Source organism: Nitrospira sp. SG-bin1 (genome assembly GCA_002083365.1).
GTDB lineage: Bacteria > Nitrospirota > Nitrospiria > Nitrospirales > Nitrospiraceae > Nitrospira_D.
The window spans coordinates 1-25141 of record LVWS01000020.1; the positions used below are offsets into that span (position 1 = coordinate 1).

The 25141-nt window shown below is 55.6% G+C and carries 21 protein-coding genes and 1 tRNA gene; 21 read left to right on the forward strand and 1 reads right to left on the reverse strand.

The window, feature by feature from the left end; translation table 11 throughout:
- The first annotated feature begins 92 nt into the window (after positions 1–92).
- The 5 genes from A4E19_01660 to A4E19_01680 all read left to right on the forward strand — a co-directional run bounded on the left by A4E19_01660 (position 93) and on the right by A4E19_01680 (position 3960).
- Positions 93–461: a hypothetical protein gene (locus A4E19_01660; GenBank protein ID OQW35056.1), complete on the forward strand. Its 369-nt coding sequence runs from the start codon at positions 93–95 to the stop codon at positions 459–461.
- A 426-nt stretch (positions 462–887) separates the two neighbouring features.
- A complete protein-coding gene (locus A4E19_01665; protein OQW35057.1) occupies positions 888–2327 on the forward strand; it encodes a hypothetical protein in 1440 nt (479 codons plus the stop codon).
- A 197-nt stretch (positions 2328–2524) separates the two neighbouring features.
- Positions 2525–2611, forward strand: a tRNA-Leu gene (locus A4E19_01670).
- Between the two features lie 213 nt (positions 2612–2824).
- Positions 2825–3571, forward strand: a complete 747-nt coding sequence (locus A4E19_01675) for a hypothetical protein (protein ID OQW35058.1) — start codon at positions 2825–2827, stop codon at positions 3569–3571.
- A 128-nt stretch (positions 3572–3699) separates the two neighbouring features.
- Positions 3700–3960, forward strand: coding sequence for a preprotein translocase subunit TatB (locus tag A4E19_01680; GenBank protein ID OQW35059.1), 261 nt, complete (start codon positions 3700–3702; stop codon positions 3958–3960).
- Here the strand turns inward: A4E19_01680 and A4E19_01685 are convergent.
- Entirely contained in the window at positions 3924–4718 is a 795-nt protein-coding gene (locus tag A4E19_01685) for a hypothetical protein (protein OQW35060.1), read from the reverse strand. The two genes, A4E19_01680 and A4E19_01685, sit on opposite strands and share 37 nt — an antisense overlap.
- Positions 4719–4781: 63 nt before the next feature.
- Between A4E19_01685 and A4E19_01690 the strand changes: the two genes are divergently transcribed.
- From A4E19_01690 to A4E19_01765, 16 genes are all read left to right on the forward strand, one after another.
- The gene (locus A4E19_01690; GenBank protein OQW35061.1) at positions 4782–5585 is read left to right on the forward strand and encodes a hypothetical protein; all 804 of its coding nucleotides are present in this window, start codon (positions 4782–4784) and stop codon (positions 5583–5585) included.
- Between the two features lie 18 nt (positions 5586–5603).
- The gene (locus tag A4E19_01695) at positions 5604–6995 is read left to right on the forward strand and encodes a glutamyl-tRNA reductase (protein ID OQW35062.1); all 1392 of its coding nucleotides are present in this window, start codon (positions 5604–5606) and stop codon (positions 6993–6995) included.
- Between the two features lie 31 nt (positions 6996–7026).
- Complete coding sequence (locus tag A4E19_01700) at positions 7027–7968, forward strand: hydroxymethylbilane synthase (protein OQW35099.1); 942 nt, start codon at positions 7027–7029, stop codon at positions 7966–7968.
- Between the two features lie 2 nt (positions 7969–7970).
- A complete protein-coding gene (locus A4E19_01705) occupies positions 7971–9533 on the forward strand; it encodes a HemD protein (GenBank protein ID OQW35100.1) in 1563 nt (520 codons plus the stop codon).
- A 49-nt stretch (positions 9534–9582) separates the two neighbouring features.
- A complete protein-coding gene (locus A4E19_01710; protein ID OQW35063.1) occupies positions 9583–9975 on the forward strand; it encodes a hypothetical protein in 393 nt (130 codons plus the stop codon).
- 8 nt (positions 9976–9983) lie between these two features.
- A complete protein-coding gene (locus A4E19_01715) occupies positions 9984–10955 on the forward strand; it encodes a delta-aminolevulinic acid dehydratase (protein OQW35064.1) in 972 nt (323 codons plus the stop codon).
- Between the two features lie 6 nt (positions 10956–10961).
- Positions 10962–11906 carry a hypothetical protein gene (locus A4E19_01720; GenBank protein OQW35065.1) on the forward strand — a complete coding sequence of 315 codons (945 nt, stop codon included), beginning with the start codon at positions 10962–10964 and terminating at the stop codon, positions 11904–11906.
- Between the two features lie 52 nt (positions 11907–11958).
- Positions 11959–13389, forward strand: a complete 1431-nt coding sequence (locus tag A4E19_01725; GenBank protein OQW35066.1) for a hypothetical protein — start codon at positions 11959–11961, stop codon at positions 13387–13389.
- Positions 13390–13394: 5 nt separating this feature from the next.
- Positions 13395–13937, forward strand: coding sequence for a hypoxanthine phosphoribosyltransferase (locus tag A4E19_01730; GenBank protein OQW35067.1), 543 nt, complete (start codon positions 13395–13397; stop codon positions 13935–13937).
- Positions 13938–14036: 99 nt separating this feature from the next.
- On the forward strand, positions 14037–15848 hold the full coding sequence (locus tag A4E19_01735) for a cell division protein FtsH (protein OQW35068.1): 1812 nt from the start codon (positions 14037–14039) through the stop codon (positions 15846–15848).
- A gap of 224 nt (positions 15849–16072) precedes the next feature.
- Entirely contained in the window at positions 16073–16882 is an 810-nt protein-coding gene (locus A4E19_01740) for a dihydropteroate synthase (GenBank protein ID OQW35069.1), read from the forward strand.
- A complete protein-coding gene (gene glmM / locus A4E19_01745; GenBank protein OQW35070.1) occupies positions 16875–18224 on the forward strand; it encodes a phosphoglucosamine mutase in 1350 nt (449 codons plus the stop codon). Before A4E19_01740 ends, glmM begins: the two co-directional genes overlap by 8 nt.
- A 31-nt stretch (positions 18225–18255) precedes the next feature.
- Positions 18256–20766: a hypothetical protein gene (locus A4E19_01750; GenBank protein OQW35071.1), complete on the forward strand. Its 2511-nt coding sequence runs from the start codon at positions 18256–18258 to the stop codon at positions 20764–20766.
- 421 nt (positions 20767–21187) lie between these two features.
- Entirely contained in the window at positions 21188–22156 is a 969-nt protein-coding gene (locus A4E19_01755; GenBank protein OQW35072.1) for a hypothetical protein, read from the forward strand.
- A gap of 11 nt (positions 22157–22167) precedes the next feature.
- Positions 22168–22962: a hypothetical protein gene (locus tag A4E19_01760; GenBank protein OQW35073.1), complete on the forward strand. Its 795-nt coding sequence runs from the start codon at positions 22168–22170 to the stop codon at positions 22960–22962.
- A gap of 27 nt (positions 22963–22989) precedes the next feature.
- Positions 22990–25128 (forward strand): hypothetical protein, encoded by a 2139-nt coding sequence (locus tag A4E19_01765; GenBank protein ID OQW35074.1) that lies wholly within the window; start codon positions 22990–22992, stop codon positions 25126–25128.
- The last annotated feature ends 13 nt before the right edge of the window (positions 25129–25141 follow it).

Here is a 25141-nt window from a genome sequence, read left to right on the forward strand (position 1 = left end):
AGGGGTGGTGTGTGCATCAACGTGTCGCTACGCCCCGCCCTCGTGTGCAGGGCTGGACGAGTCGGGCCAGCCGGAGCAACGAACGATGGGCCATGGATGTGACGCATATTCCCTGTGGGCAGGATGGCTGGGCACATCTCGCGGCGGTGATCGATTGTCATGATCGGGAAGTGATCGGGTACGAGTTTGCGCTCCGCAGTCGAGCAAAGGAGGCGGAACGGGCGGTCGAAGCCGCCTGTCTACAGCGTTTCAGGACGTTGCGTCCTGTGGAGGCGCCGGTCCTCCGCAGCGACAATGGGCTGATCTTTCAGAGTCGGCGGTTCCGGCAAGCCTGTCGCGACTATCGACTCCAACAAGGAATTCATTACACCGTACACGCCGGAGCAGAACGGCATCATCGAACGGTTCTTTCGGAGTCTCAAGGAGGAATGTGTCTGGCAACACGCGTTCCAGACATGTGAGGAGGCGCGGCGGGTCATTCGGGACTGGCTGCAGTGGTACAACCAGGAACGTCCGCATCAGGCGCTGGGCTATCGAAGTCCAGTCCCATACCGAGCCCAACCATTAACCCAGGTGGCTTGATTTCAGGGGAGCACTACAAGAGTTCAAAGACAGGGATTCATCCAGCACGAAACTATCAGGATCTGACGACATGGGTGGGCTGTTCTAAGAACTCAAAACCGCAGTGAAGCACTACCGCGCTGTAGGGCCTATCGTAGAGAGCAATGGCTCCTATATAGTTAAGTAGCTCCCCAATATAATTATAATTGAAGAGTCAATTGCACGCGGGGAACACAGCCAGGGTTTTGGCTAAGATTAGGCGAAGAGGGATATTGTTATTGAGTGAGCAATTTTGCTCCCAATAGAAAGATCATGGGTAGAAGACCATGGGCATCCAGATTCAGTTCAGCTCTGTCCTCGGATGGCCGCCACTCACATGGGTGGCACAATGTTCAAATACTGAAATGGTGCTCTTGCACGGCAGCCGAGTCGAACTCGAGCAGGATTGGTTTGCTGAAGCGGTATGGCCGGGAGCGTTCGCGGAAGGCGGTTTTGACCAAACGGACCTCGTATTCGGGTCCGGCGGTCGAGTGTACGAAAGTAGCGTCACCTTTGTTTCCTCCGGCTCCACCCTCGACCGCTTGGTTTCCATCCAGGTTGGGAAGCATGTTTACGTCTCAAATTCATTGGTCGCGCTGTGTGCCACGCTGAATCTTTCCGTCGACCCACTCTCGGACGAGTACTATCGAAGTTTCCGGTCGATTCAAGACGGCCTTCAGAAATACAATCATCTCCTTCAGACGTCTCAGGGGCCTCTACGCCTGACATATTTTCATAATCTTCGATGGAACGGCCGCTCGCTCGACGTGATAGAGAAGCCTTTTGGGGACCGCACCTTCGGCACCTTCGAAGCATATAGATTTTTTCTGGAAGCCTCCCTCGGCGCCATCGGCCAGAATATGAGGGACCCGCAACGTAAGTATCCATATCTTCCTCTGGGAACCCTTTCCACGGGGTATGACTCCCCAACTATTGCTGTGTTGGCCCGCGCCATGGGCAATACGCAAGTACTGACGTTCCAACAGGGAAGGGAAGGCTTATGCGATAGCGGCGAAACCATCGCGGCCCGCCTCGGCCTGAGTCCCATCGCGCTCGACCGGACCGCCTGGCGACAGGAACCGTACTCTGAGGTTCCATTTCTTGCCGCCGACGCCTATGGGGAAGAAATGCATTTCGTTGCAGCCCGATCCTATTTGCAAGGACGAGTTTTGCTGACTGGGTATCACGGCGACAAAATGTGGGACGCCGGTGCTCATGATCTGTCGCCACATATCGTTCGGGGAGATCCGACCGGCCTTGCTCTGACCGAGTGGCGTTTATGGGTGGGGTTCCTCCATTGCGCCGTGCCCTTCTTTGGAGTGAGGAATATCGAGCAGATCCATCAAGTTTCGACAGGGGACGAGATGAAGCCGTGGAGCATAGGCGGCGACTATGACCGTCCGATCTGTCGACGAATCGTGGAGGAGGCTGGCGTTGAACGCGGACTCTTCGGCCAAAAGAAGAACGCGACGGCTGTCGTGCTTTGGAATCCCAAGGAGGGATTCCTTTCCGAGGAGTCTCTGCAAGACTACGCGCGATGGTTACGATCCCATGTGACGGGATGGTTCATGATCCCGCTGAATTGGAAGATCAACGCGTACAGTCTACTGTGGCGCTTGCCGGGGGGATGGCGTTTTTCCAGATATCCCCCGTATTTCTTCACTCTCTTTCCCTGGGCACTGGAGCACGCCAAGCGGCGGTATATGGGCATGGGCTCCCAGTTTTGACCGAAATCATGTCGGGGCAGGCTACATTCTGGCTGAGTGGCCACTCCCCGCGCGGTGGATGGCTGGGAGGTCCACGGTTGTAATCACCCTTGATTCCCAATCGGGATCACGCGCAGCTCGGGCAGGGTGGATGCCGATTGACCCTCTGACCGCGGCATGTTAGAAACACACCCGCTCTACTCGAAGAGTGAATGTGCGCCCGGATGGCGGAACTGGCAGACGCGCCGGACTCAAAATCCGGTTCTGGCGACAGAGTGGGAGTTCGACCCTCCCTCCGGGCACCAACGAATGTTCAACTGTTCCACTGTTCCACAGCAAGTACCCTCTTGACAGCGATGTACTATTAGCCTAGTTTCTGCCATATTTCTCAAAGGTATGTATGCCGATTGTGATTTCACTTTGTTCAAGTTAACCAAGCTCGATGAAGATCTTCAGGATGATCGCTCGATTCTTTCTACAGGACGACTTGTCCATTTATATTAAGAAGGAGGCAGCACATGCGTAACGTGTTGGCACTGGGAGCCGCCCTACTGTGTGTCGGCTCAATGAATGTTGCAGTGGCTCAAGAGCGACTTCAGCAGTCATCTGGTGGGTCTGCAATGGGTGTGGGAACGGGGGTAGGCGATGTGTCCGGAAATGCCAATCGCGTCCAGACTTTCGATCGTAATGCATTCCTTGATCGCCTCTCCCTTCCTGAGACTATTTACGGCCGTGTCCTGGCCATAGATTTCCCTGGGGGGAAAATGCATCTGGAAACCGGGGGAAGCTCGCATGACGAAGGCCGAGCTGGCGCTGGAGCGATGAGCTCCATGACGGTGTATTTCGACGAAAGAACCAGTCTGGATCAAATCAAGGTATTGAATAACGGTGATGATATCTCTCTCCAGGTAGTCGAGGCAGTCACACCAAGCCAACAGTATGGGGTTGGGCGTAAGATCGTTCGAGAGGTGTACCTATTGCGCGGCAATGAACGACTCGCTGGATTTGGTGGTCTAGGTCAGAGACCGAATCCGTCGACCGAACGAGCCATTGAAACAACCAGTGGCAGTACGACCGGTGGAATAGCAGGATCCGTCCTTCCTGGAAAGATTACAGGTACCGTGGATACCACCATTGGAGAATATACTGCCTCAGCTCCTTGCTGGAATTGCGAGCCGCAACCAGGTTGGGGCTATCAAAATCAAACCAAATCGGATTATGGAACCGATGCGGCGAAGCCCAATCTTGTGAAGGGGATGCAGTAGCCACATCGTGTTTGCGGATCTGGAGGAGGGGGCAGCTTTGGCTGCCCCTTTTTGTTGGGCGTTATTGCTCAACTCCCAGGTTCTTGATAGGCTGACACACAACGTATTGCGTCGCGTTGATTGGCATGATGAACGATCCACAGAAGATGTCCGAAGCGCCGGTGACCGAACTTGATCTACGGGGGGTAATTTGCCCCTACAACTTCGTGAAGACGAAGCTCAAACTGGAGACTCTGAAGGAGGGGCAGGTGTTGGCCGTGCTTCTCGATGACGGAGACCCTATTCGCAATGTTCCCCGGAGTGTCGAGAATGAAGGCCATACGGTATTGTCCCAGGAACGCATCGACCAGGCCTATCGGGTGTTGATCCGTCGAGAGGAGAGTGACTGAGAGCGGCGCACACCTTGGGCGTTCGAATCCGTCCCGGTTTTTTCCCCAAAAACGATTGTGACGTCCCCACCTCCAGCCGGACTGAGTCTCTCGAGTACTTCACCAACGGTCCCACGAATGATGCGCTCGTTTGGTTTCGTCATGTCATAGGCTACAGCGACAGAACATCGAGGCGAGATCGCCTTCAGGATGTGTGGGACCACAGTCCCAGTACAAAAGGCCACGGTCGGGCCCCGCCTTTTGATGGAATCGATAAGGCTTTGGATGGTGCGTGCGGAGGCGCTCGGCAGATGTCCGAAAAAATAGAAAGAATCGCAAGAGAATCCTGCGGCTGTCAGAGCCGTGATGATGGCGGATGGGCCGGGTATGGGAACGACTGGAATGTCATGCGCATGGGCGGCTGCTACGAGGAAAGAGCCGGGGTCGGCGACGAGGGGCGAGCCGCAATCAGAGACCAGCGCCACGTCAATCCCTTGCCGCAACCGTTGTACGAGAACCGCGGCTTTTTCTTTCAGATTTCTGGGTCCGTAGCTTGTCACCGTCGTCTGAATGCCATGATACATGAGGAGCGCTTGGGTGATCTTCGGATCTTCAGAAGCGATCAGGTCTACGTCGCGGAGGGTCCGCACGGCACGCAGGGTCACATCGTCCGGATGGCCGAGGGAGACTGCCACCACATAGAGGATCCCTTTTCGGTTGGAAGGACTGATGGAAGTCCTTGAAGCGCCTACGTTTTGTTGACTCCGTTTCGCTGGCATCGATATAATCCTCCACTTATCTCGTTGACGCTTGATTATTGGGCATCTTGAAGGGCGTTCCCGATGGCAGCGGTCTGTTTCATGATCACGTTAGTCCTGTACATCGTGGCCACGGTGTCATTTCTTTCCTATTCACTGCGACGTTCAGAAGCCTTGTCCCAGGTATCGTTGGGGCTGACCGCCGTGGGCTTCGCTTCCCATACGTTTGTCCTCGGGGCACGAATGTTTGCCGCGTCGTCATCGGCATCTCCCAGTTTTTCCGAAGCGCTCTCCTTTTTTGCGTGGATGATCATTCTCGTGCTGCTCGTGGTTGAGCTGCGTCATCGGATTCATGTGCTGGGGTCCTTCATGGTGCCCTTGGCCTTAGTCTCCTTGGTCTCGGCGGCCGCCCTTCCCGAAACGGAGCCCACCCTCCAGCCCGTGTTCAAGACCTTGTGGTTTCATGTCACACTCAGCATGCTGGGGGCGGTGGGATTTGCCGTGGCATTCGTCGCCGGGGTGATGTACCTGATCCAGGATCGACTCCTCAAGTCCAAACAGTTCAACGTGCTCTACAGCAAGCTGCCCGCGCTCGACTTTCTCGATCATCTCAACCAACAATCCATCGTATTGGGATTCCCGTTGCTCACGTTGGGGATCGTGACGGGAGCCATTTCGGCCCAATTTGCCCGAGGGTCCTATGTCAGTTGGAATCCGGAGCAAACGTGGGCGCTCGTCACCTGGCTGTTCTATTTCATCGTCCTGCTGGGACGATTGACCATCGGGTGGAGGGCCAAACGTGCGGCTTACCTCACGGTGATCGGGTTCGCTTGCGTGATCCTCACGTTGGTCGGCGTCGTCCTGAAAGGACACGGGACATTGTCGTAACATGCTTTTGATCATCCCATGCATCTGATCGTCGTCGGGTTGAGTCACAAAACGGCTCCGGTCGAAATCCGTGAGAGGTTGGCGGTTCCCGAAAGTCGTCTCGGGGAGGCCCTCACTCGCCTCTGTTCGTATCCCGGCGTCAAGGAAGGCATTCTTCTCTCGACGTGCAATCGCGTCGAGGTCTACTCGGTCGTTGATGACATTGAAGCCGGCTATGGGCGCATTCAGGAGTTTCTCGCCGACACGCATCTGTCGTTGTCGTCCGAGCAGTTGACCCCGCACCTCTATTGGCATACCGGCGATCGGGCAATCGGTCACTTATTCAGAGTCGCGGCAAGCCTCGATTCCATGATCATCGGGGAATCTCAAATCCTGGGGCAACTCAAGGATGCCTTTGAAGTGGCGCTGGCTCATAAGACGACCGGCGTGATCATGAACAAGGTCGTCAAAAAGGCCATCTCCGTGGCCAAGCGCGTACGGACTGAAACGAAAATTTCAGAAACGGCGGTGTCCGTCAGCTATGCGGCCGTCGAGCTGGCCAAGAAGATTTTTTCCAACCTCCACGAGAAGACGGTGCTGTTGGTCGGTGCAGGCGAGATGGCCAAATTGGCCGCGAGACATTTGATTGCTCACGGGGTCGGGCACGTCCGCATCACGACGAGGACCGCACAGCATGCGATCGATCTGGCCGACAAGTTCGGAGGGACTCCCGTCCCTTTCGATCAGTTCAAGGACGACATGGCGTCGGCCGACATCGTCCTGGTCTCCACTGGGGCGGCGCACTATATCCTCGACGCCGAGGACGTGGAACGAGCGGTCAAAGAACGGATGAATCGTCCGATGTTCTTGATCGATATTTCCGTCCCGCGAAACATCGATCCATCCGTTCGCCATGTCGACAATGCGTTCCTCTTCGATATCGATGATCTGAAACATCGCGTGGAACAGAATCGCGCCGAGCGACTGCAGGAGGCGGAGCGGGCTGAACGCATGGTATTGGAAGAAGTCGCCACCATGCTCGACTGGATGAAGTCGTTGGAGGTCACGCCGACGATCGTCGCGCTCCGGAGCCGCGTCGACGACATGAAACGGGCGGAGCTCGATAAAGTACTCGCGCGGTTGCCGCATTTGTCGCCTCAGGACCGCGAACTGGTGGAAGGCCTTGCCTCCTCGATCGTGAATAAATTGATTCATCGCACGATGGTCACGCTCAAGACCGAAATCAACTCGTCGAACGGTCCGGCGTTCGTCGAAGCGGCCCGTCGATTTTTTTCACTTGACCGGCAGCCGCCGCCTGTCCAGCAGATCGAGACCTATGCGGACGCGCCGCGCTATCAAGCTGAAGATTCCGCGGAGTCGGGTGCCGGCGATCCGACTCCAGAACCGTCGATTCATAAACAAGCCCGCTGAGCGCGGGGCAACGAAAGAACCCAACGTGTCAATTCCGAACGGCCAACGCTCAACCTTGGTTCTTGGAACGAGAGGAAGCAAATTGGCGCTCTGTCAAAGTGAATGGTTTCAATCCAAGATTCACGAGGTCATGCCGGAAGTCCGAGTCGTGCTCAAGAAGATTCAAACATCCGGCGACAAGATTGTCGACGTGCCGTTGGCCAAAATCGGGGGCAAGGGCCTGTTCGTCAAGGAAATTGAGGACGCGTTGCTCGCCGGTGAGATCGACTTCGCCGTGCACAGTATGAAGGATGTTCCGGCGCAATTACCCGAGGGGTTGGAGATTCTCTGTGTGCCTTCCCGTGAGGATGCTCGTGATGCCTTAATCAGTCGGGAAGGACGTACCTTTCGGGATCTTCCGCAGGGAGCCACCATCGGGACGGCGAGTCTTCGCCGTCAAGCGCAACTGTTACAGGCCAGGCCGGATCTAAGGATCGCGATGCTGCGAGGCAACCTGGACACACGATTGAGGAAACTCAAAGAGGGACAGTTTGACGCCATCGTCTTGGCCGCTGCCGGTCTGCACCGGCTAGGGTGGAGCCAGACCATCACGGAATACCTGCCTCCCATCCTCAGTCTGCCTGCGATCGGGCAGGGTGCCCTCGGTATCGAAGGTCGAGCCAATGATGCATTCGTGCGGTCGGTTTTATTGCGACTCAATCATCCGCAGACCCACACGACCGTGGCGGCGGAGCGGGCCTTCTTGCACCGCCTGGAGGGCGGGTGCCAAGTGCCCATTGCGGCCCACGCCACCCTGTCCGAGGAGCGGCTGGTATTGGATGGTCTTGTCGCCAGCGTGGACGGGAAGACCGTCCTTCGTGATCACATTGAGGGGGCGCGTCAGCAGGCTCACGTTCTTGGCGTTCAGCTGGCCGAGCGACTGCTGAATCGGGGCGGAGACAAAATCCTGCGCGAGATTTACGGATCATCGTGAACGTGGTACGACGAAGCAAGGGAAAAGTCTACCTAGTCGGGGCTGGTCCGGGAGACCCGGGGCTTTTGACCCTTCGAGGAAAAGAGTGCCTTGAGCAAGCCGACGTGGTGCTCTACGATTATCTCGCCAATCCCATCCTCCTTGCTTATGTCCCGGACCAGGCGGAGCGGATTTATGTCGGGCGGAGAGGCAAGGGTAAATATCCAGAGCAGGAAGCCATCAATCGACTATTGATTGAACGAGCCAAGGCAGGCAACGCGGTGGTGCGGCTGAAGGGGGGCGATCCCTATGTCTTTGGACGAGGCGGAGAAGAAGCGGAGGTGCTCGCCTCGGCGGGGATTGAATTCGAAGTCGTTCCTGGGGTGACCGCTGCCGTTGCCGTTCCCGCGTATGCCGGTATTCCGGTAACTCATCGAACGCTGGCTTCTACGCTGACCATTGTCACGGGACATGAAGATTCCGAGAAGCCTACCACGGCCTTGGACTGGTCACGATTGGCGGTGAATCAAGGGACCGTTGTCTTTTTGATGGGCATGAAGAATCTGTCAACGATCACGTCGACCTTAATGGCCGAAGGGCGTCCTGGGTCGACTCCCGTGGCCGTCATTCGGTGGGGAACGAGAGTTTCACAGCAGACCGTCGTCGGCACGCTGGCGGATATCGTGGACAAGGCCGCGGCTGCACACATGGAGCCGCCGACGGTCATCGTGGTGGGAGAGGTCGTTCGGCTCAGACCTCAACTCAACTGGTTCGAGCGGCGTCCCCTCTTTGGGAAACGGGTGCTTATGACGCGGGCGAAAGAACAGGCCGGCGAGTTGGCGGCTCGGTTGGCCGGCTATGGAGCTGAACCGGTCGAAGCTCCGACAATTAAGATCGTTCCTCCGCTGGATTGGGCGCCCATCGATCAAGCGATCTCCGAGCTAGAGACCTACCACTGGATTATTTTTACCAGTGTCAATGGTGTGGATCGTTTCATGACGCGGTTATGGGCCAACGGGTTCGATGCACGCTGCTTGGCGGGACGACGGCTTTGCTGCATCGGACCTCGGACGGCTCAAGAATTGGAACGGTTCGGCGTAAGAGCGGATGTGGTTCCGGCAGAGTATCAGGCGGAAGGAGTGTTGGATATGCTTACCCGGCAGGGTGTGAGCAACGTCCGAATTCTGATCCCGCGTGCCGAGGTGGCGCGGGAACTGTTACCGGACGAACTGCGCGCTGCCGGAGCGCATGTCGATGTGATTCCCGTGTACCGAACGGTCGCGCCGGACCAAGACTTCCGGGAGTGGCGGCAGGAACTCATGGATCGGCAGATCCATGTCGTCACGTTCACCAGCTCTTCCACGGTCCGCAACTTCATCACGATGCTGGGCGGTGTCGAAGCGGTGAAACCGCTCTTGCGATCCGTCTTGATCGCGTGTATCGGGCCCATCACGGCCAAGACCGTAGAAGGCTATGGGTTGACGGTCTCGATCATGCCGAAGGAGAACACGATCCCCGCGATGGTGGATGCGATCGCCCATCATTTTGAAAGCCGTGAACAGGTGACCACGGCCGCACTGCCGTGACGCACATGCGAGAGATGGACGGTGGTCATATACAAGAAGGGAGGGTGAGATGGTTCCTGTAAAGTCGTTCATGATTCCCCGGGAAAAGTTTGTGACGGTGCCTCGTGATACCGATACCCAGACGGCCGCCCGTATCATGCGTGATCGCGGGATCGGCAGCTTATTCGTGACCAATGACCGGGAGATTATCGGCATCATCACGGATACCGACATGATGCGCAGGGTGGTAGCGGCCGGTGCGGATGCCACGAAGACGACGGTCGAGCAAATCATGTCGGCGCCGATCATGACGATCGAGGAGAGCAAGACGTTGCTGGATGCCAATGATCTGATGGCGCAGTCCCATCTGCGGCATTTGGGAGTCACGCGCGACGGAAAATTGGTCGGGATCATCTCTGTCCGCGACCTCGTCGTGTTCTTGACGAACCTTCCACGGAAGTAAGGCGAGCGATGGGATTTCCGATCCAGCGACTCCGCCGCCTGCGACAGCATGATTCGTTGCGGCGGATGGTCCGTGAAACGTCATTGTCACCGGCGGATTTTATTTATCCGCTCTTCGTCGTGGAAGGGCAAGATCGCCGCGAAGAGATTGCATCGATGCCGGGCCAATACCGGTTGTCCGTCGATCTGTTAGTTAAAGAGGCGGCTGACATTCAGGCTCTGGGTATTCCGGCCGTCATCCTCTTCGGCATACCGGCGCAGAAAGACGAGCGGGGGAGCTCCGGGTGGGACCCGAACGGCATCGTGCAGCGGGCGGTCAGAGCCGTCAAGCAACAAGTCCCCGGATTGTTGGTGATTACCGATGTCTGTATCGACGAATATACGACTCACGGGCATTGTGGAATCGTCAGGGATGGGAAAATTCTCAATGATGAAACGCTCGAGTGCCTCATCACCATGGCTCGCACCCATGCGCAGGCTGGAGCCGATATGGTTGCACCGTCTGACATGATGGATGGTCGTGTCGCGGCGATCAGGCGGGAATTGGATCGATCCGGGTTCCCTGACCTGCCGATCCTGGCGTACGCAGCCAAATTCTCTTCGTGTTTCTACGCGCCTTTTCGTGATGCTGCTTTCTCCAGTCCTCAATTTGGGGATCGGCAGTCCTATCAGATGGATCCGGCCAATGCGCGCGAAGCGCTGCGCGAGATCGAGCTCGATATCGAAGAAGGCGCCGATATCGTGATGGTCAAGCCGGCGGGGCCTTATCTGGATATCATCGCGATGGCCCGTGCTCGCACACTGCTTCCTGTGGCGGCGTATCAGGTGAGCGGTGAATACAGTATGATCAAAGCGGCAGCGAGGGCGGGGTGGCTCGATGAATCACGGGCCATGATGGAGTCGCTGTTGGCGATCAAACGGGCGGGTGCCGATCTGATTCTGTCATATTTTGCGAAAAACGCAGTCAAGCTCCTCCATTGATCGACGATGAACGTGACCCGCGGATATTCGGACGAGATCGTGCGGCCGTATCCGGTGGGGACCATCGGGAATTTCGACGGACATCATCTCGGTCACCGTGCGCTCTTGAAACAGGTAGTCGAGACGGCACGTCATGCCAAGGGAACGGCGCTCGTTCTGACGTTCGATCCCCACCCGGTCAAAATTCTTGCGCCTCACGTGGATCTGCGGTTCTTGACGACCGGAGAAGAGAAACGTGCTCGTTTCGAACAGGCCGGAATCGATGAGGTGGTCTCTTTGGATTTCACACCGGCTTTTGCATCCTTGTCTCCGGAGATGTTCGCCGAGCAGGTTCTCTTCAAAGGGCTCGGCCTGAAAGAGATTTTCATCGGACAACATTTCGTGTTCGGACACAAACGAGCCGGACAAATCGACGATTTGATCGCGCTCGGCGAACGATTTGGCTTCCTTGTCCATCCGATTCCTCCCGTGATGATGGATGGAGGAGTGGTCAGCTCGACGAAAATTAGACAACTTATTATGGCCGGACAAGTGGACCGCGCGGCTTGCTTGCTTGGTCGGCACTACGCGTTGAGCGGAGTCGTATCTCCAGGCGACGGAAGAGGGCGAACGTTAGGATGTCCGACGGCCAATCTTCGACTGCCTCCAGACCGTGTGGTCCCCGCCGACGGAATTTATGCCACGGTGACGATGATGGGCGAGGAACGGCATGATTCAGTCGCCTACATCGGCACCAGGCCGACTTTTGACGGCGGTGAACGGGGATTGGAGGTATCCATTCTGGATGGGGTACACGAGCTGTATGGACGAACGCTCACTATCGAGTTTATCGGTCGTATCCGGGGCGATGCTCAGTTTGAGAGCGGAGAAACGCTGAGCCGACAAATCGCGGCCGACGTGAGTTCTGCGAAGAGTATCCTCCGTCGATATCATGAAACAATCAGAGGATGATGAGTTCTTGCCACCGACCCTAAACCGATCCACCAACCCAGTGGTCTGGCCAATGGTCTTGCCTTCCCTGTTGCATCGGGTCGTTCAAACGGTTCGGTCCAGGAACCTCTTTCAATGCGGACAGCATATCGTGGTCGCTATCTCCGGCGGTCCGGATTCCGTCGCCCTGTTGTCGATCCTGCATCGTCTTCGGTCAAGTTGGGACCTGGCCCTCACCGCCGTTCATTGTAACTATGGACTGCGAGGAGTGGAGTCTGAGGCCGACCAACAATTCGTGGAGAATTTCTGCGAAGGGCTCGGAGTGCCGCTCCATGTGCGACGGGTTGGAATCGACGCCGGTAGACGCAAAGACTCACTGCAAGCTGTGGCTCGTGACCTCCGCTATCGGGTGATGCAGGAGATCGCCGACAAGTATAGGGCGGACCGTATCGCCGTCGGCCATACGGCGGACGATCAAGCGGAGACGGTCTTGCTATGGATGCTGCGCGGCGCGGGGCTGACCGGTCTTTCCGGTATGCCGGCGTTTCGCGATAACAAGATTGTTCGGCCTCTCTATGAGACGAAGCGCCAAGAAGTCTTGACGTATCTTCACACGGCAGGGCTGTCATTTCGTGAAGATTCCAGCAATGTCCAGCCGCGGTACTTGCGGAACCGAGTGAGGAAAGAACTGATTCCACTTCTGACGCGGCTCGCCCCTTCCAGCGTGGATGCGCTCTGCAAACTTGCGGATACTTGCAGGGAAGATGATCGTTATCTGGATCAGCAGGCTGATGCCCTTTCATCCTCGGCCGTGAAACAAGACTCTGCCGGAGGTTGGGCAATCGATCGGGGACTTTTCCGGGGGCTTCCGATGGCGCTTCAACGGCGTTGTATCAGAAACCTCTTTCGACAGGCGGACGATCGATTTCGCTCCCCCGGTATCCGAACGGTTGACCGCATCATTCGCTTGGCCTCAAAACGGGGAAGCAGCTCCAGTCTCGACGTGAAGGGAGGACATGTTGCCATCAGCGGCCACGATCTCCGATTTGTTCCGCTTCGTGAAGGAACGAGCTCCCCTGCGAGACCATCCCATGTCAGATGTCAGAAGCTGTTGTCCATACCCGGAGAGATCGTATGGCCTGAAACAGGCCAACGACTTCAGGTACACCAGCAGACAATTGGTTGGATGTGCGGTCCTCTCGGAAAGGATCGAATTCTGGTGGATGCCGATCGAGTGTCTCAGCCGCTGACGGTACGGAACTGGATCCCGGGAGATCGATTTTGTCCCGCCGGCATGGGAGGCCACTCAAAAAAGCTGCAGGATTTTTTCACGGATCTGAAGATACCGATCGCCGCTCGATCGCGCATTCCCTTGGTGGTGGCTCCCGAGGGAATTCTGTGGGTCGTTGGACATCGTCAGGATGATCGTTGGGTACCAACTGTGGCCACGCAACGCTGGTTGGTTTTCACGACTGATCGACGACCTCTCGGGGAAGGAGATTGAGTGAGATGGAACGGATGTTTGGACGTCCGATCGTGACACAGGAGCAAATGCGGAGCCGCATCCGCGAGTTGGGAAAACAGATTAGCGCGGACTATGCCGGGAAAGATCTTGTCCTGGTTGGAGTCTTAAAGGGAGCCTATGCATTTTTTGCCGATCTGGCGCGAGCCATCCGAATTCCGGTACAGGTGGATTTTATCATCGTAACGAGTTACGGAACACAAGCGAAGTCCTCCGGAAAGGTCAAGCTCGTGACCGAGCTCACCGAAAACATCAAAGATAGAGATGTGCTGCTGGTCGAGGATATCGTCGATTCGGGGTTGACGATTCAATATCTTATAAAGGCGTTAGGGAAGCAGAAACCGAGAAGCATCAAAGTCTGTACCCTGCTGAGTAAGTCTGAACGCCGTGTCGTCAATGTGCAGGTTCAGTATATCGGGTTCAGAATACCGAACCAGTACGTCGTCGGTTACGGACTCGATTACCAACAAAAGTACCGTAACCTTCCTTACCTCGCGGTGCTCGATCAGTTGAGTCAGCAAGACGAGTAGAGTTTTCCGACGAGCTGTTGTCAATCTACGTAAGGCTGTGTTAACATCACCACGATTTATGAATACCTTGCGTCCAACGTTGTCGCGAAGGAGAACTGGATGAATTCCCGGGTCAAGAACTTGCTCTTCTGGGTAGTGGTCGGCTTGTTCATGATTCTCCTGTTCAATCTATTCAGTGTGCCGACTCATGCACCTGAAGAAGAAGTCATATTCAGCGATTTCATGGCAAAGCTCGATAAGGGCGATTTTGAAAAAGTCATCATCAAGGGCAATCATATCAGCGGGGTCCTGAAGGACAAGACTCGTATCCGTACCTATTCAGCCGATTATCCTGACCTTGTCAAGGTTCTTCGTGAAAAGGATGTTCAAATCGAGGTTAAACCACCGGATGAGAGTCCGTGGTACATCACGTTCCTTGTCACGTGGGGGCCGTTTATTCTTTTCTTAGGCCTCTGGTTTTTCCTGATGCGTCAGATGCAGATTGGGGGCAACAAGGCTTTGTCCTTCGGGAAAAGCCGCGCCCGTATGCTGACCGAGGAACGAAAGAAGGTCACCTTCTCCGATGTCGCGGGCTGTGACGAGGCGAAAGAGGAAGTACTTGAAATCATTGAGTTCCTTAAAGATCCTCGCAAATTCCAAAAACTTGGCGGACGGATACCCAAGGGAGTGCTCGTCGTCGGCCCTCCAGGAACAGGAAAAACTTTGCTTGCGAAGGCCATCGCTGGGGAAGCCGGGGTGCCGTTCTTTAGCATCAGTGGGTCGGATTTCGTCGAGATGTTTGTAGGTGTCGGTGCCTCGCGGGTGCGTGATTTATTCGAACAAGGGAAGAAGCATGCCCCGTGCATCATTTTCATAGACGAAATCGATGCCGTCGGAAGATTGCGGGGAGCAGGTCTCGGTGGCGGACACGATGAGCGGGAGCAGACCCTCAATCAGTTGCTCGTTGAAATGGACGGTTTCGATACAACCGAGGGCGTCATTCTGGTCGCGGCGACCAATCGCCCCGATGTGCTCGACCCGGCTTTGCTGCGACCTGGACGCTTCGATCGACAGGTGGTGGTGAATCGTCCGGATCTCAAGGGTCGTTCAGAAATCTTGAAAGTCCATACCAAGAAGGTTCCAATTGCCGCGAACGTCGAATTGGAAAAGATTGCCAGGGGGACACCAGGGTTCTCTGGCGCAGACTTGGAAAATCTGGTGAACGAAGCGGCGCTATGGGCGGCTCGCCAGAACAAGAAAGAAGTCGAAAACATCGACTTCGAAATGGCCAAGGATAAGGTCATGATGGGTGCTGAGCGCAAGAGCATGATTCTTACCGAGGAAGAAAAACGGGTTACGGCATACCACGAAGCTGGCCACGCATTGATGGCGAAGCTCCTTCCAGGAACCGATCCTGTTCACAAAGTGACGATCATTCCCAGGGGGCGAGCGCTGGGTGTGACGATGCAGCTGCCGACGGACGATCGGCATAACTATTCCAAAGAGTTTCTCTACAACACGTTGGCGATTTTGATGGGTGGACGCGTTGCAGAAGAACTGGTATTTAAACATGTTACAACCGGAGCTGGCAATGATCTTGAGCGCGCGACCGACCTGGCTCGCAAGATGGTGTGCGAGTGGGGGATGAGCGAGAAATTGGGCCCCCTGACTTTTGGGCAAAAGGAAGATTCGGTGTTTCTCGGACGAGACTTCACCACAAAACGAGATGTCAGCGATCAAGTGGCCCTCGAAATCGATTTGGAAATCAAACGCTTTGTCACGGAAAATTACGAACGCGCGAAACGTGTGCTGACCGAACAGATGACGAGTCTGAAAGCGTTGGCGGAGGCGCTACTTGAAAAAGAAGTGCTCGACGCACCGGAAATTGATCAGATTCTGTTGCAATCCTCCTCTCAAACAGTTCCAGCCTAAATATATTGCGCCAATGGCGCATTGATGGCGGAGCCGTCGTGCCTATGGTGCCGTGTTCGGCGCCGCGTTGTGTCCGGGGTGCTTTCCGGATAACTGGAGCGACGGACTGGATCGTCCTTTCGCCGGTGTAATAGTTGGATCGAACACCACCACAGGGAATCACGGCGCAACAGTGGTTTTCTGCCAGAGGGCAAAACATTCGTTGGGCAGGACGTCCACTCATTATGGGCGTCGTCAACATCACGACGGATTCCTTCTATGATGGAGGACGATATGCCCAGCCTGACCTCGCGCTTGCTCATGCATTGGAGCTGATCGAACAAGGGGCCGACATTGTCGATATCGGCGGGGAATCGACTCGGCCTGGCGCAAGCCCGGTCAGTGAACAGGATGAACTGGCTCAGGTCATCCCGGTCGTTGAAGGTTTGGCTAAGCAGGTGACGATTCCGATTTCAGTCGATACCACGAAGTCGTGCGTGGCTCAGCGCGCCTTGGATGCAGGCGCATCGATCATCAACGATGTGAGTGCCCTACGACATGATCCACAGATGGCCTCCGTGATTGCCCGGTGCGGCGCAGCCGTCGTCCTTATGCACATGCAGGGAACCCCTCAAACGATGCAGTTGGCCCCCCATTATTCAGATGTCGTTGGCGAAGTATCGAAATTTCTTGAAGAACGCATGGAGATCGCCGTTCATGCCGGCATTGCGCGAACCAATATCCTGCTTGATCCAGGATTCGGTTTTGGTAAGCTGGTGCACCATAATCTGGAGCTTCTGAGGGGGCTGCCATCCTTGACGGCGCTGAACCGTCCGCTGCTGGTTGGTCTGTCTCGGAAGGGATTCATCGGGCGCATTGTGGAGAAATCCGTTGTTCACCGAGAATGGGGGACCGCAGCGGCGGTGGCATTGGCGGTCGACCGCGGCGCTCACATTGTTCGGGTCCATGATGTTGCGATGATGATCGACGTAGTCAAGATGGCGGCGGCGCTGAATCCATGCTGGTCATCTTGGGGACAGGAGCATGATGCGTAAATTATTTGGAACCGACGGGGTTCGAGGCGTGGCCAACCTCGATCCCATGACCAGTGAAATGGCGATGCAGCTCGGACGAGCCGCCGCCCACATTTTCATGCGAAGAGCGGGCCGTCATCAGATTGTGATTGGGAAGGACACCCGTATCTCTGGCTACATGCTGGAATCGGCGTTAATGGCGGGAATCTGCTCGATGGGCGTCGATGTGTTGTTAGTCGGCCCGATGCCGACGCCGGCGATCGCATTTTTGACCAGAAGTCTACGGGCGGACGCCGGGGTGGTCATTTCCGCGTCGCACAACCCGTATCAAGACAACGGAATCAAGTTCTTTTCAAGCGATGGGTTCAAGCTTCCGGACGAAGTGGAGGCTCGTATCGAAGAACTGATCGTGTCCGATGAAATCCGTCATCTTCGGCCAACGGCCGATCTCATAGGCAAAGCCTATCGCATTGACGATGCAGAGGGACGCTATATTGAATTCGCGAAGCGGTCGTTACCCAAAGACTTGGATTTTCAAGGGCTGAAGCTCGTTGTGGATTGCGCCAATGGTGCCGCGTACAAGGTGGCTCCGACAGTTCTCAGGGAATTGGGAGCCACGGTTGAAGTGATCGGCAATAAACCGGACGGGATGAATATCAATGCCGGTTGCGGCGCTGTCCATCCGGAACTGTTACAAGAGTCGGTACGCCGTTACAAAGCAGATGTCGGTATCGCCTTGGATGGTGATGCCGATCGGGCCGTTTTCGTCTGTGAACAGGGAATGATCATCGACGGGGATCATGTTATGGCGGCCTTGGCCCTGGATCTTCATCGAAACGGGCTCTTAGCCAAGCAGACTTTGGTCGGAACCGTGATGAGCAACTTTGGGCTGGAGCTGTCCATGTCGAAAGCAGGCGTCAAACTGATTCGAACGCCGGTCGGCGATCGGTACCTGCTCGAGCGAATGTTGGCGGAAGGATATAACTTTGGAGGAGAACAGTCAGGACACTTCATATTCCTTGACCATAACACCACGGGGGATGGCCTTATCTCGGCTTTACAGATGTTGTCCTTGGTGAAGCGAACCAAGAAACCGTTATCCGAGTTGGCCATGGCGATGACCGCTGTTCCGCAAGTGTTGGTGAATGTGCATGTCACGAAGAAGCCGCAATTGGAATCGATTCCAGACATTGATCGTGCCATACAAGAAAGTGAACGTCGCCTGAACGGGTGTGGACGGGTGCTCATCAGGTATTCAGGGACTGAGCCGCTGCTACGCATCATGGTGGAAGGAGAACAGTCCACCATGGTCAAGGAAATGGCCGAGGATCTTGCCAGGGTCGTACGAAAACATATCGGTTGAGCGTGCTCTCTCCTGGACATGAGGGAAGCTCATGCTCCCGTCCCTCGCGGCAATGTTTTTCCTCGGACTGCTGTGCGGAGCACAGTTCTCCTTTTTCCCGTTCTCCGTGCTCGTTCTGTTAGCTGGCATCGCCGTTGTATTCGGCATTCTTGAACGAATCGGTTCTATCGATCAGCCTTCCGCACTACTCCTGTATTCCGGCCTTCTCTTCGGAGCAGTGTATTGGAGTGTCACCACTCCAACCCCGGTGTCTTCCCCGATACCGCCGCCTCTTCATGAGACCGTTCAAACTCCGGTCGTCGGTCGAGTCATGGCTCCCGTTCAGCACGGTGTAGGGCGTCAGACGATCGTGGTTCAGACGGATGGACCGAATTCTGAGCCAAGGCGCATCCGCCTCGTATGGCGCGATCCGGGCATCATGCTTTACCACGGTGACCGGATTTCGTTTCGGGGCAAACTTCACCCTCCACGAGGATCGTTGAATCCTGGTGGATTCGACTATGCCGCTTATATGGAGCATCAGGGTATCGACTTCCTCACGACCGTGACCGGTGCGCAGGCGGTGACGCTGGTAGATGCGGGGTCTCGAATGGGCTTGTGGATCGTATGGAACCGGATTGATCATTGGAGAGCCAAGGTACGTTCAGCCGCTATCAACACATTGAGCCAGCCCGCGCGAGGGCTCTTCCTCGGCATGATCATCGGCGAACGAGGCTATCTCGAACCCGAACTCCAAGATTGGTTCATGGTGACAGGGACAGTCCACCTGCTTTCTATCTCCGGTTCACATCTTGGGCTGGTGGCCATCGTGGTGTTTTGGATTGCAAAACGACTTGTTCTCGGACTTCCCTCCACGCTGTTGTTGACGCTATCGCGAACGGTCACGCCGTCGAAGATTGCCATCCTGTTCGCCTGGCCTGCGGTCGCTCTCTATGCGTCGCTCGCGGGAGCCGAGTTGGCGACCATGCGTTCGCTCGTGATGATCACGTTGGCCATGACCGCCATGTGGATTGGCCATGAACGTCATCTTGGTCATGCGATGGCTGCGGCCCTGTTGGCGATTCTCTTACACGAGCCCCGGGCGATCTTTGACATTTCCTTTCAACTCTCTTTTCTCTCCGTGCTCGTGATGATCAGAATGATTGTATTCACACACCTACGGGAGGCCGATGTTGACAGTCGGTTAGGAGACCGCTTTATGCGTCAGGTGCTCATCGCGCTGTCGATGAGTGCGGCTGTGACCGTGGCGACCTTCCCCATGGTTGCGTTCTACTTCAATCAGGTTCCGTGGATGGGGATCATCACCAATCTGATTGCCGTTCCATTTACCGGTATTCTCTTGGTACCCGTGGGACTACTTGCGGCTCTGTGGACGATCATGACAGGGGCTGAATCTTTGATCGGTGGATCAGCGATAGAGCAATTGTTCGGGTTGATGGTTCTGGGGTTACAGTGGTGTGCCCGATTCCCAGGGGTGGAATGGTATGTGGCCGCACCGTCAATACCGGCCATCGCCCTGTTTTATGTCGGGTTGCTTGTGGCAAGTTTTCGGACAACACTGTGGCGAATCCGAGTAGCGGGCGCCGTCTTGACGATAGTGTTGATCGGTTGGTGGTTGAGCCCCACGGTCTCGCGAGCCGACGGTGATCGTTGGCGCGTGACATTCCTTGATGTCGGACAGGGAGATAGTGCCGTTGTCGAGTTGCCGGATGGTCAGACTGTATTGATCGACGGGGGAGCTCGATATGAACGATTTGATATGGGGAAAAACGTGGTTGCACCGTTTCTTTGGAGCCGAAGGGTTCATCATATTGCCCACGTCATCGGGACTCACCGGCAACTTGATCACGTCGGTGGGTTGGTTTGGATACTCCGGCATATGTCGGTTGGACGATACTGGGATGGAGGGGTAGAGCGATCTGAGAAATTCATTGCGGACCTTCAAAGCACCGTTCAGGATCGACAGATCGAGCAACACACCGCCGTGCGTGGCCAGGACCTGGTTCAGTCCGGTCTGTGCCGCCTCAGCATTCTCAATCCACCAGACGCCTCGGCGATCCGTGAACCGACTCGGCTCTCTAGCGGGACTACATTGAACAATCTGTCCATCGTCTCGCGACTCCAATGTGGAATCCATTCCATTCTTTTTGCGGCCGACATTGAAACAGCTGGACTGAAGCAATTGAATGAAGAGGGGTACCAACCGGTAACTATGCTCAAGGTGCCTCATCACGGAGCGCGCAGCTCGCTGGATCGGGATTGGCTTGAGCACATCCGCCCGCGGTATGCAGTCGTTTCAGTCGGTGCCGGCAATCCTTATGGACATCCGGCGGAGTCCGTACTGCAAGCCTATCAAGACCTACGTAGTACAGTGTTTCGGACGGACCGGGATGGAGCGATCTGGGTCACAGGACGGCTTTCAACATCCGAGTTCACGGTAAGCCGGATGCGAGATCTCATTCTTCAACCGGTTGACGTTCCTCATTGCTTGTGGCGTTGCGAGAGGTTGAATTGGCATAGGCTTTTTCTCCAACTCTCTTAACAAGAATGGTTCCCCCCCGCTCTCCTAGCCCCATCCTCTGGAGCTGTTCCTTTTCTGTACAAGACTGGTAATGGATGACAGTTTTTGGCTCTTTCTTGTAGGAATGCTGGAAAAACATAGCAAAAGCATCAACATTTTCGCATCGTTATCGAGATGCTAGCAAGGCATAGCATGTGCAGAAGTTCCATGCCGGACCGGTATGTTGTTCACATGGAGTCGCGATCATGCCTAAGCTTGTTCGCATCGTTGTTCAGCTTCCTGTCGAGTTGAAGGAGCAGCTCGACGCCCTCAAACAACAGGGATACACGACAAGTGGCTTTATCCGTGCCACGTTGGAGCGGGAGCTGAATAAGCTTGGCTCACAATCGGATTCTGCCATGAAAAAAGTTGTGGGTAAGTAAGGCCATAATGCACCGGAGCCATGGGAGCACACACTGGGGTGGCACGACTTTCTGACCTGATCCGAGAGCGCGTACCTGATTCGCAGCGTGAAGGTCCGGCCTCCCCGCAGGGCGCCGCATCTCTGCCTGCCGCCCGTGCATGGTGTGCTTCGGCGCGGCAGGAGTTAAAGAAAATCAAAGAAGCGGTATGTTCAAACAAGAGTCCGCATCTCGGGGCATGTCTTGATCTTGCCCGACACTTGGTGCCGCTTCTCCATCACGGCGACGAACTCGTCAGATGGGCGTTGGATGGCCGGACCGAGGACTATGTGTTGGACAATGCATTGCACGTCGCTGTCTTGGGAGCAAAAGTGGGAGTAGGGCTGCAGTACTCGCAGGATGATTTGGAGCAGTTGGTGGTGGCCGGTCTCCTGCACGACATCGGTATGTGGACCCTTCCCGTGTCACTCGTCGAAAAGAAAGAGGCGCTGTCTGAGGACGAGCGGGATGTCTTGCGTACCCATCCCGAACGAGGCCGCCGGATTCTGGCCAATCACGGTGGTGTGTGGGAATGGGTTTCGACGGTCAGTGCTCAAGAGCATGAACGGTGGGATGGAAGCGGATATCCCTGTCGTCTAAAAGAAAAGCAAATTGTCGAGCCGGCGCAGATTATTGGAATGGCCGACACATTGGACGCCATGGTGACGATAAGGCCGTATCGTACCCGTCTCACGCCTCATCAGGCAGTCCGTGAACTCCTTATCCATACCAAGACGAAGTTTTCTCTACGTGTGTTGAAGGGGTTGGGCGATCAGATCACGCTCTATCCCGTGGGAACCCATGTGCGCCTCAATACCGGGGAGAACGGAACGGTGACAAGGGTCAATCCGCGCCATCCCCTCCGGCCCGTGGTGACGATGGCGAAGTTCGGCGAATCGAATGAGATGGATTTGTCCCTTCGTTCGTCAGGACACATTGTGGAAGTTCTGCAAACCACGAGTGCCTCGTAGGGAGAAGCGGTATGCGGAGACTTCGGAAAGAGCTGGGAGTTGTCGGTGTATTGCTCGTGGGGGTCGGTCTCCTGCTGCTGGGTGGTTGTCGAAATCCTGGACAATCGACGTTGCCTCCCTCGGCAGTGAATTCCGTTCCCCATGCGTTCCCTCCCTTGCCGAAAGGCGATGTGTATGCAGATGAGACGGTTCCGACTGCGGATACACCGATTGAAACGGGGGATACGCTGGAAATCGTCATTCGGAGAGGGGCGGGCGAAGAAAAGTACAGCAGCCTGGTACGCGAGAACGGATCCGCCTCCGTCGGATTCATGGAAGTCGATGTCGGAGGAGTCACCGTGGCTGAGGCCGAACGGCGCGTACAAGAGGCGGCCAGGCCCTTTATGAGGGAGCCTCGAGTTCAGATTGCGCTCAAGAAGAAGCTGCTCAAGCTCAAGCGAGTCTTCGTCTTTGGAGACGTCAAAAAACCGGGGATGATTCCCATGGCTCGGAATATGACGGTTCTGCAGGCATTAGCCGCCGCAGATAACTTTCAAGAGACGGCACTGTTGGAAGAGATTCGTGTGGTTCGCGGGGGCGATCTTGCCAAGCCGCAAATTCTGACGGCGGATCTGGCGCGTGTGTTCACGTACGGGGATCTGTCACGAAACATTCCACTTGAGGAAAACGATGTCATTTTTGTCCCGCGCGAACAATTGGGAGATGCAAGGGAGGCGGCGTTGAAGATCATGCCCATACTTCAAGTGGCCATCATGCCGATTTATCCGGCCTATCTGCTTCCTGCATTGACCACGTTTAAGCCGTAGAGTGGCGACGGGAGACGCAGGCGACGCATGGCACAGTACGAACTGAACGTCATCGACTACTGGCTGATCCTCAAGAAACGCAAGTACCTGATCTTGCTTGCCACCGTCATGGTGGTGTTGTTCACATTCCTTTTTTCGGAACTGCTCAAACCGAGTCCGATTTACGAGGCCACTGCGAGGGTGAAATTTGAGCGCAGCACGACGATGGCGCAGCAACTCTTGGAGTCCTTGTCCTATTCCAACTTGAACGATCTGGGAACTCAAATCGAATTCATCCGAAGCTTCCCCGTCATGGAACGTGTGGCGGTTGATCTTGGGCGAGTGACCCGCGACGCATCTGATGAAGAAAAGCGTTCCGCGGCTTACTTGAACATCGTCTACAACCTCGGGCAGGAAATTACGGCGCAACGCGAAGGGGATACCAACATCATCCGTATTTCGGCCGCTTCGGATCTGCCGGAACAGGCGGAACGGATGGCCAATTCCGCAGCGACGGCCTACCGTGTGGAAAATATCGCCACGCGTAATCGACTTGTCACCGAATCAAGACGGTTCGTCGAAGAACAACTGGATAATTTGGAGAAGCATCTCAATGATTCCGAAGAAGCGCTGCGAGCATTTAAGGAAAAAGAGGGGCAGGTGTTTCTTTCGGATGAAGCCCGAGCGGCGTTGGACACCTTCACGAAACTTGAGGAGCAGTATAACGAGGTCATGCGTAAACGGGCCGAAGGTGAGCGCCAAATCGATGTCTTGAAACGGTCGGATGCCGTCATCGGTAATCAGACCGGGCGGATTTTCACGGAAGAGCAGAATGCACTCCTTACGATACTGAATCAACGGCTGTTGGACCTGATTCAAGAGCGAGACACGCTGCTCATCAATTACACGAACGATCATCCGCAAGTGACCGAGCAACAAAAGAAGATCGACAACGTGAAGTCCGAGATGATTCAGGAGCTGAAATCGAAGGTAACCACCCTTATTGATCGGGAGGATGCGCTGCGAGAACAGCGCGATCACTATCGACAGCGGTATCTCGGGTATCCTCGTGCCGCGATTCACATGAGTCGCTTGGAACGCGAAGTGAAGGTCAATACGGATCTCCTGGCGACCCTGAAGGCCAAGCATCAGGAACTGTTGATTAAAGGGGCGGAGCGGATTGAAGAGGTGACGATGATCGCCCCCGCCATGACGCCATCGGATCCCATCAATGCCTCGAACACGGCATTGAACCTGATGGTCGGATCCCTAATGGGATGCTTCCTTGGCATCGTACTCGCCTTCGGCAGAGAATCGTTCGACACGTCCATAGGCACCATCGAAGGCGTCGAAGAGTTTCTTAAAGTTCCTGTCTTGGGAATCATTCCCCAGTTTGACCATACGGTGCTCAAAGACATGGCCCTGGAGGCTCTGCCTCACGATACACCGCCGTCCGTGGTGGACAGTGTCTCGAAACTGATTTGCCTGCTGGATCCGAAGTCCGTTGTGTCGGAAAGCCTGCGCTCGCTTCGGACAAACATCCAATTCGCCAGCCTGGATCGCAAGGTCAAATCCATTATTTTCACCAGCGCGGCATTGGGCGAGGGCAAGAGTACCTGCGTCATCAACCTGGCGATCACCATGGCACAAGAAGGCATGAAGGTGCTGTTGGTGGACGCCGATCTCCGCAAGCCCATCGTGCATCAACGACTCGGGCTGGACCGTGAGCCTGGCTTAGTCGACGCATTGCTTGGGACCACATCATGGCGATCGTATGTCCGCTCGGCCACAGATCTCATGCTCGGGGCTGTCGGAGTCGATCGAATCATGAATACACCGGGGTTGGACAACCTTCATGTTCTGACCAGCGGATCAGAGTCAGAGAACCCAAACGAGTTCTTGAACATCAATAAGATCAAAACGCTGATTTCAGAGATGCAGGAAGACTACGACATCGTGTTGATCGATACGCCGCCCATTCTTCCCGTCACCGACGCGGTAGCCTTCAGCTCACGTGTGGACGGGACTATTTTGGTGTACCAGGTCGGCAGAATCGGGCGCAACGCGCTTAAGCGTGCAAAGTTCCTGCTCGACCATGCCCAAGCGAATGTCCTCGGGGTGGTCTTGACCAACGTGAAGTCGGAAGTGACACCGGATTACGGACTCTATCGGTACGAGTACCGGTAACCCGACGGAGGAG

What these genes read in the sequence shown, in the direction of transcription:
- A4E19_01660 (OQW35056.1), top strand. Translation starts at nt 93, where the DNA reads ATGGATGTGACGCATATTCCCTGTGGGCAGGATGGCTGGGCACATCTC.
- A4E19_01665 (OQW35057.1), top strand. Translation starts at nt 888, where the DNA reads ATGGGCATCCAGATTCAGTTCAGCTCTGTCCTCGGATGGCCGCCACTC.
- A4E19_01675 (OQW35058.1), top strand. Translation starts at nt 2,825, where the DNA reads ATGCGTAACGTGTTGGCACTGGGAGCCGCCCTACTGTGTGTCGGCTCA.
- A4E19_01680 (OQW35059.1), top strand. Translation starts at nt 3,700, where the DNA reads ATGAACGATCCACAGAAGATGTCCGAAGCGCCGGTGACCGAACTTGAT.
- A4E19_01685 (OQW35060.1), bottom strand. Translation starts at nt 4,718, where the DNA reads ATGCCAGCGAAACGGAGTCAACAAAACGTAGGCGCTTCAAGGACTTCC.
- A4E19_01690 (OQW35061.1), top strand. Translation starts at nt 4,782, where the DNA reads ATGGCAGCGGTCTGTTTCATGATCACGTTAGTCCTGTACATCGTGGCC.
- A4E19_01695 (OQW35062.1), top strand. Translation starts at nt 5,604, where the DNA reads ATGCATCTGATCGTCGTCGGGTTGAGTCACAAAACGGCTCCGGTCGAA.
- A4E19_01710 (OQW35063.1), top strand. Translation starts at nt 9,583, where the DNA reads ATGGTTCCTGTAAAGTCGTTCATGATTCCCCGGGAAAAGTTTGTGACG.
- A4E19_01715 (OQW35064.1), top strand. Translation starts at nt 9,984, where the DNA reads ATGGGATTTCCGATCCAGCGACTCCGCCGCCTGCGACAGCATGATTCG.
- A4E19_01720 (OQW35065.1), top strand. Translation starts at nt 10,962, where the DNA reads ATGAACGTGACCCGCGGATATTCGGACGAGATCGTGCGGCCGTATCCG.
- A4E19_01725 (OQW35066.1), top strand. Translation starts at nt 11,959, where the DNA reads ATGGTCTTGCCTTCCCTGTTGCATCGGGTCGTTCAAACGGTTCGGTCC.
- A4E19_01730 (OQW35067.1), top strand. Translation starts at nt 13,395, where the DNA reads ATGGAACGGATGTTTGGACGTCCGATCGTGACACAGGAGCAAATGCGG.
- A4E19_01735 (OQW35068.1), top strand. Translation starts at nt 14,037, where the DNA reads ATGAATTCCCGGGTCAAGAACTTGCTCTTCTGGGTAGTGGTCGGCTTG.
- A4E19_01740 (OQW35069.1), top strand. Translation starts at nt 16,073, where the DNA reads ATGGGCGTCGTCAACATCACGACGGATTCCTTCTATGATGGAGGACGA.
- glmM (OQW35070.1), top strand. Translation starts at nt 16,875, where the DNA reads ATGCGTAAATTATTTGGAACCGACGGGGTTCGAGGCGTGGCCAACCTC.
- A4E19_01750 (OQW35071.1), top strand. Translation starts at nt 18,256, where the DNA reads ATGCTCCCGTCCCTCGCGGCAATGTTTTTCCTCGGACTGCTGTGCGGA.
- A4E19_01755 (OQW35072.1), top strand. Translation starts at nt 21,188, where the DNA reads ATGGGAGCACACACTGGGGTGGCACGACTTTCTGACCTGATCCGAGAG.
- A4E19_01760 (OQW35073.1), top strand. Translation starts at nt 22,168, where the DNA reads ATGCGGAGACTTCGGAAAGAGCTGGGAGTTGTCGGTGTATTGCTCGTG.
- A4E19_01765 (OQW35074.1), top strand. Translation starts at nt 22,990, where the DNA reads ATGGCACAGTACGAACTGAACGTCATCGACTACTGGCTGATCCTCAAG.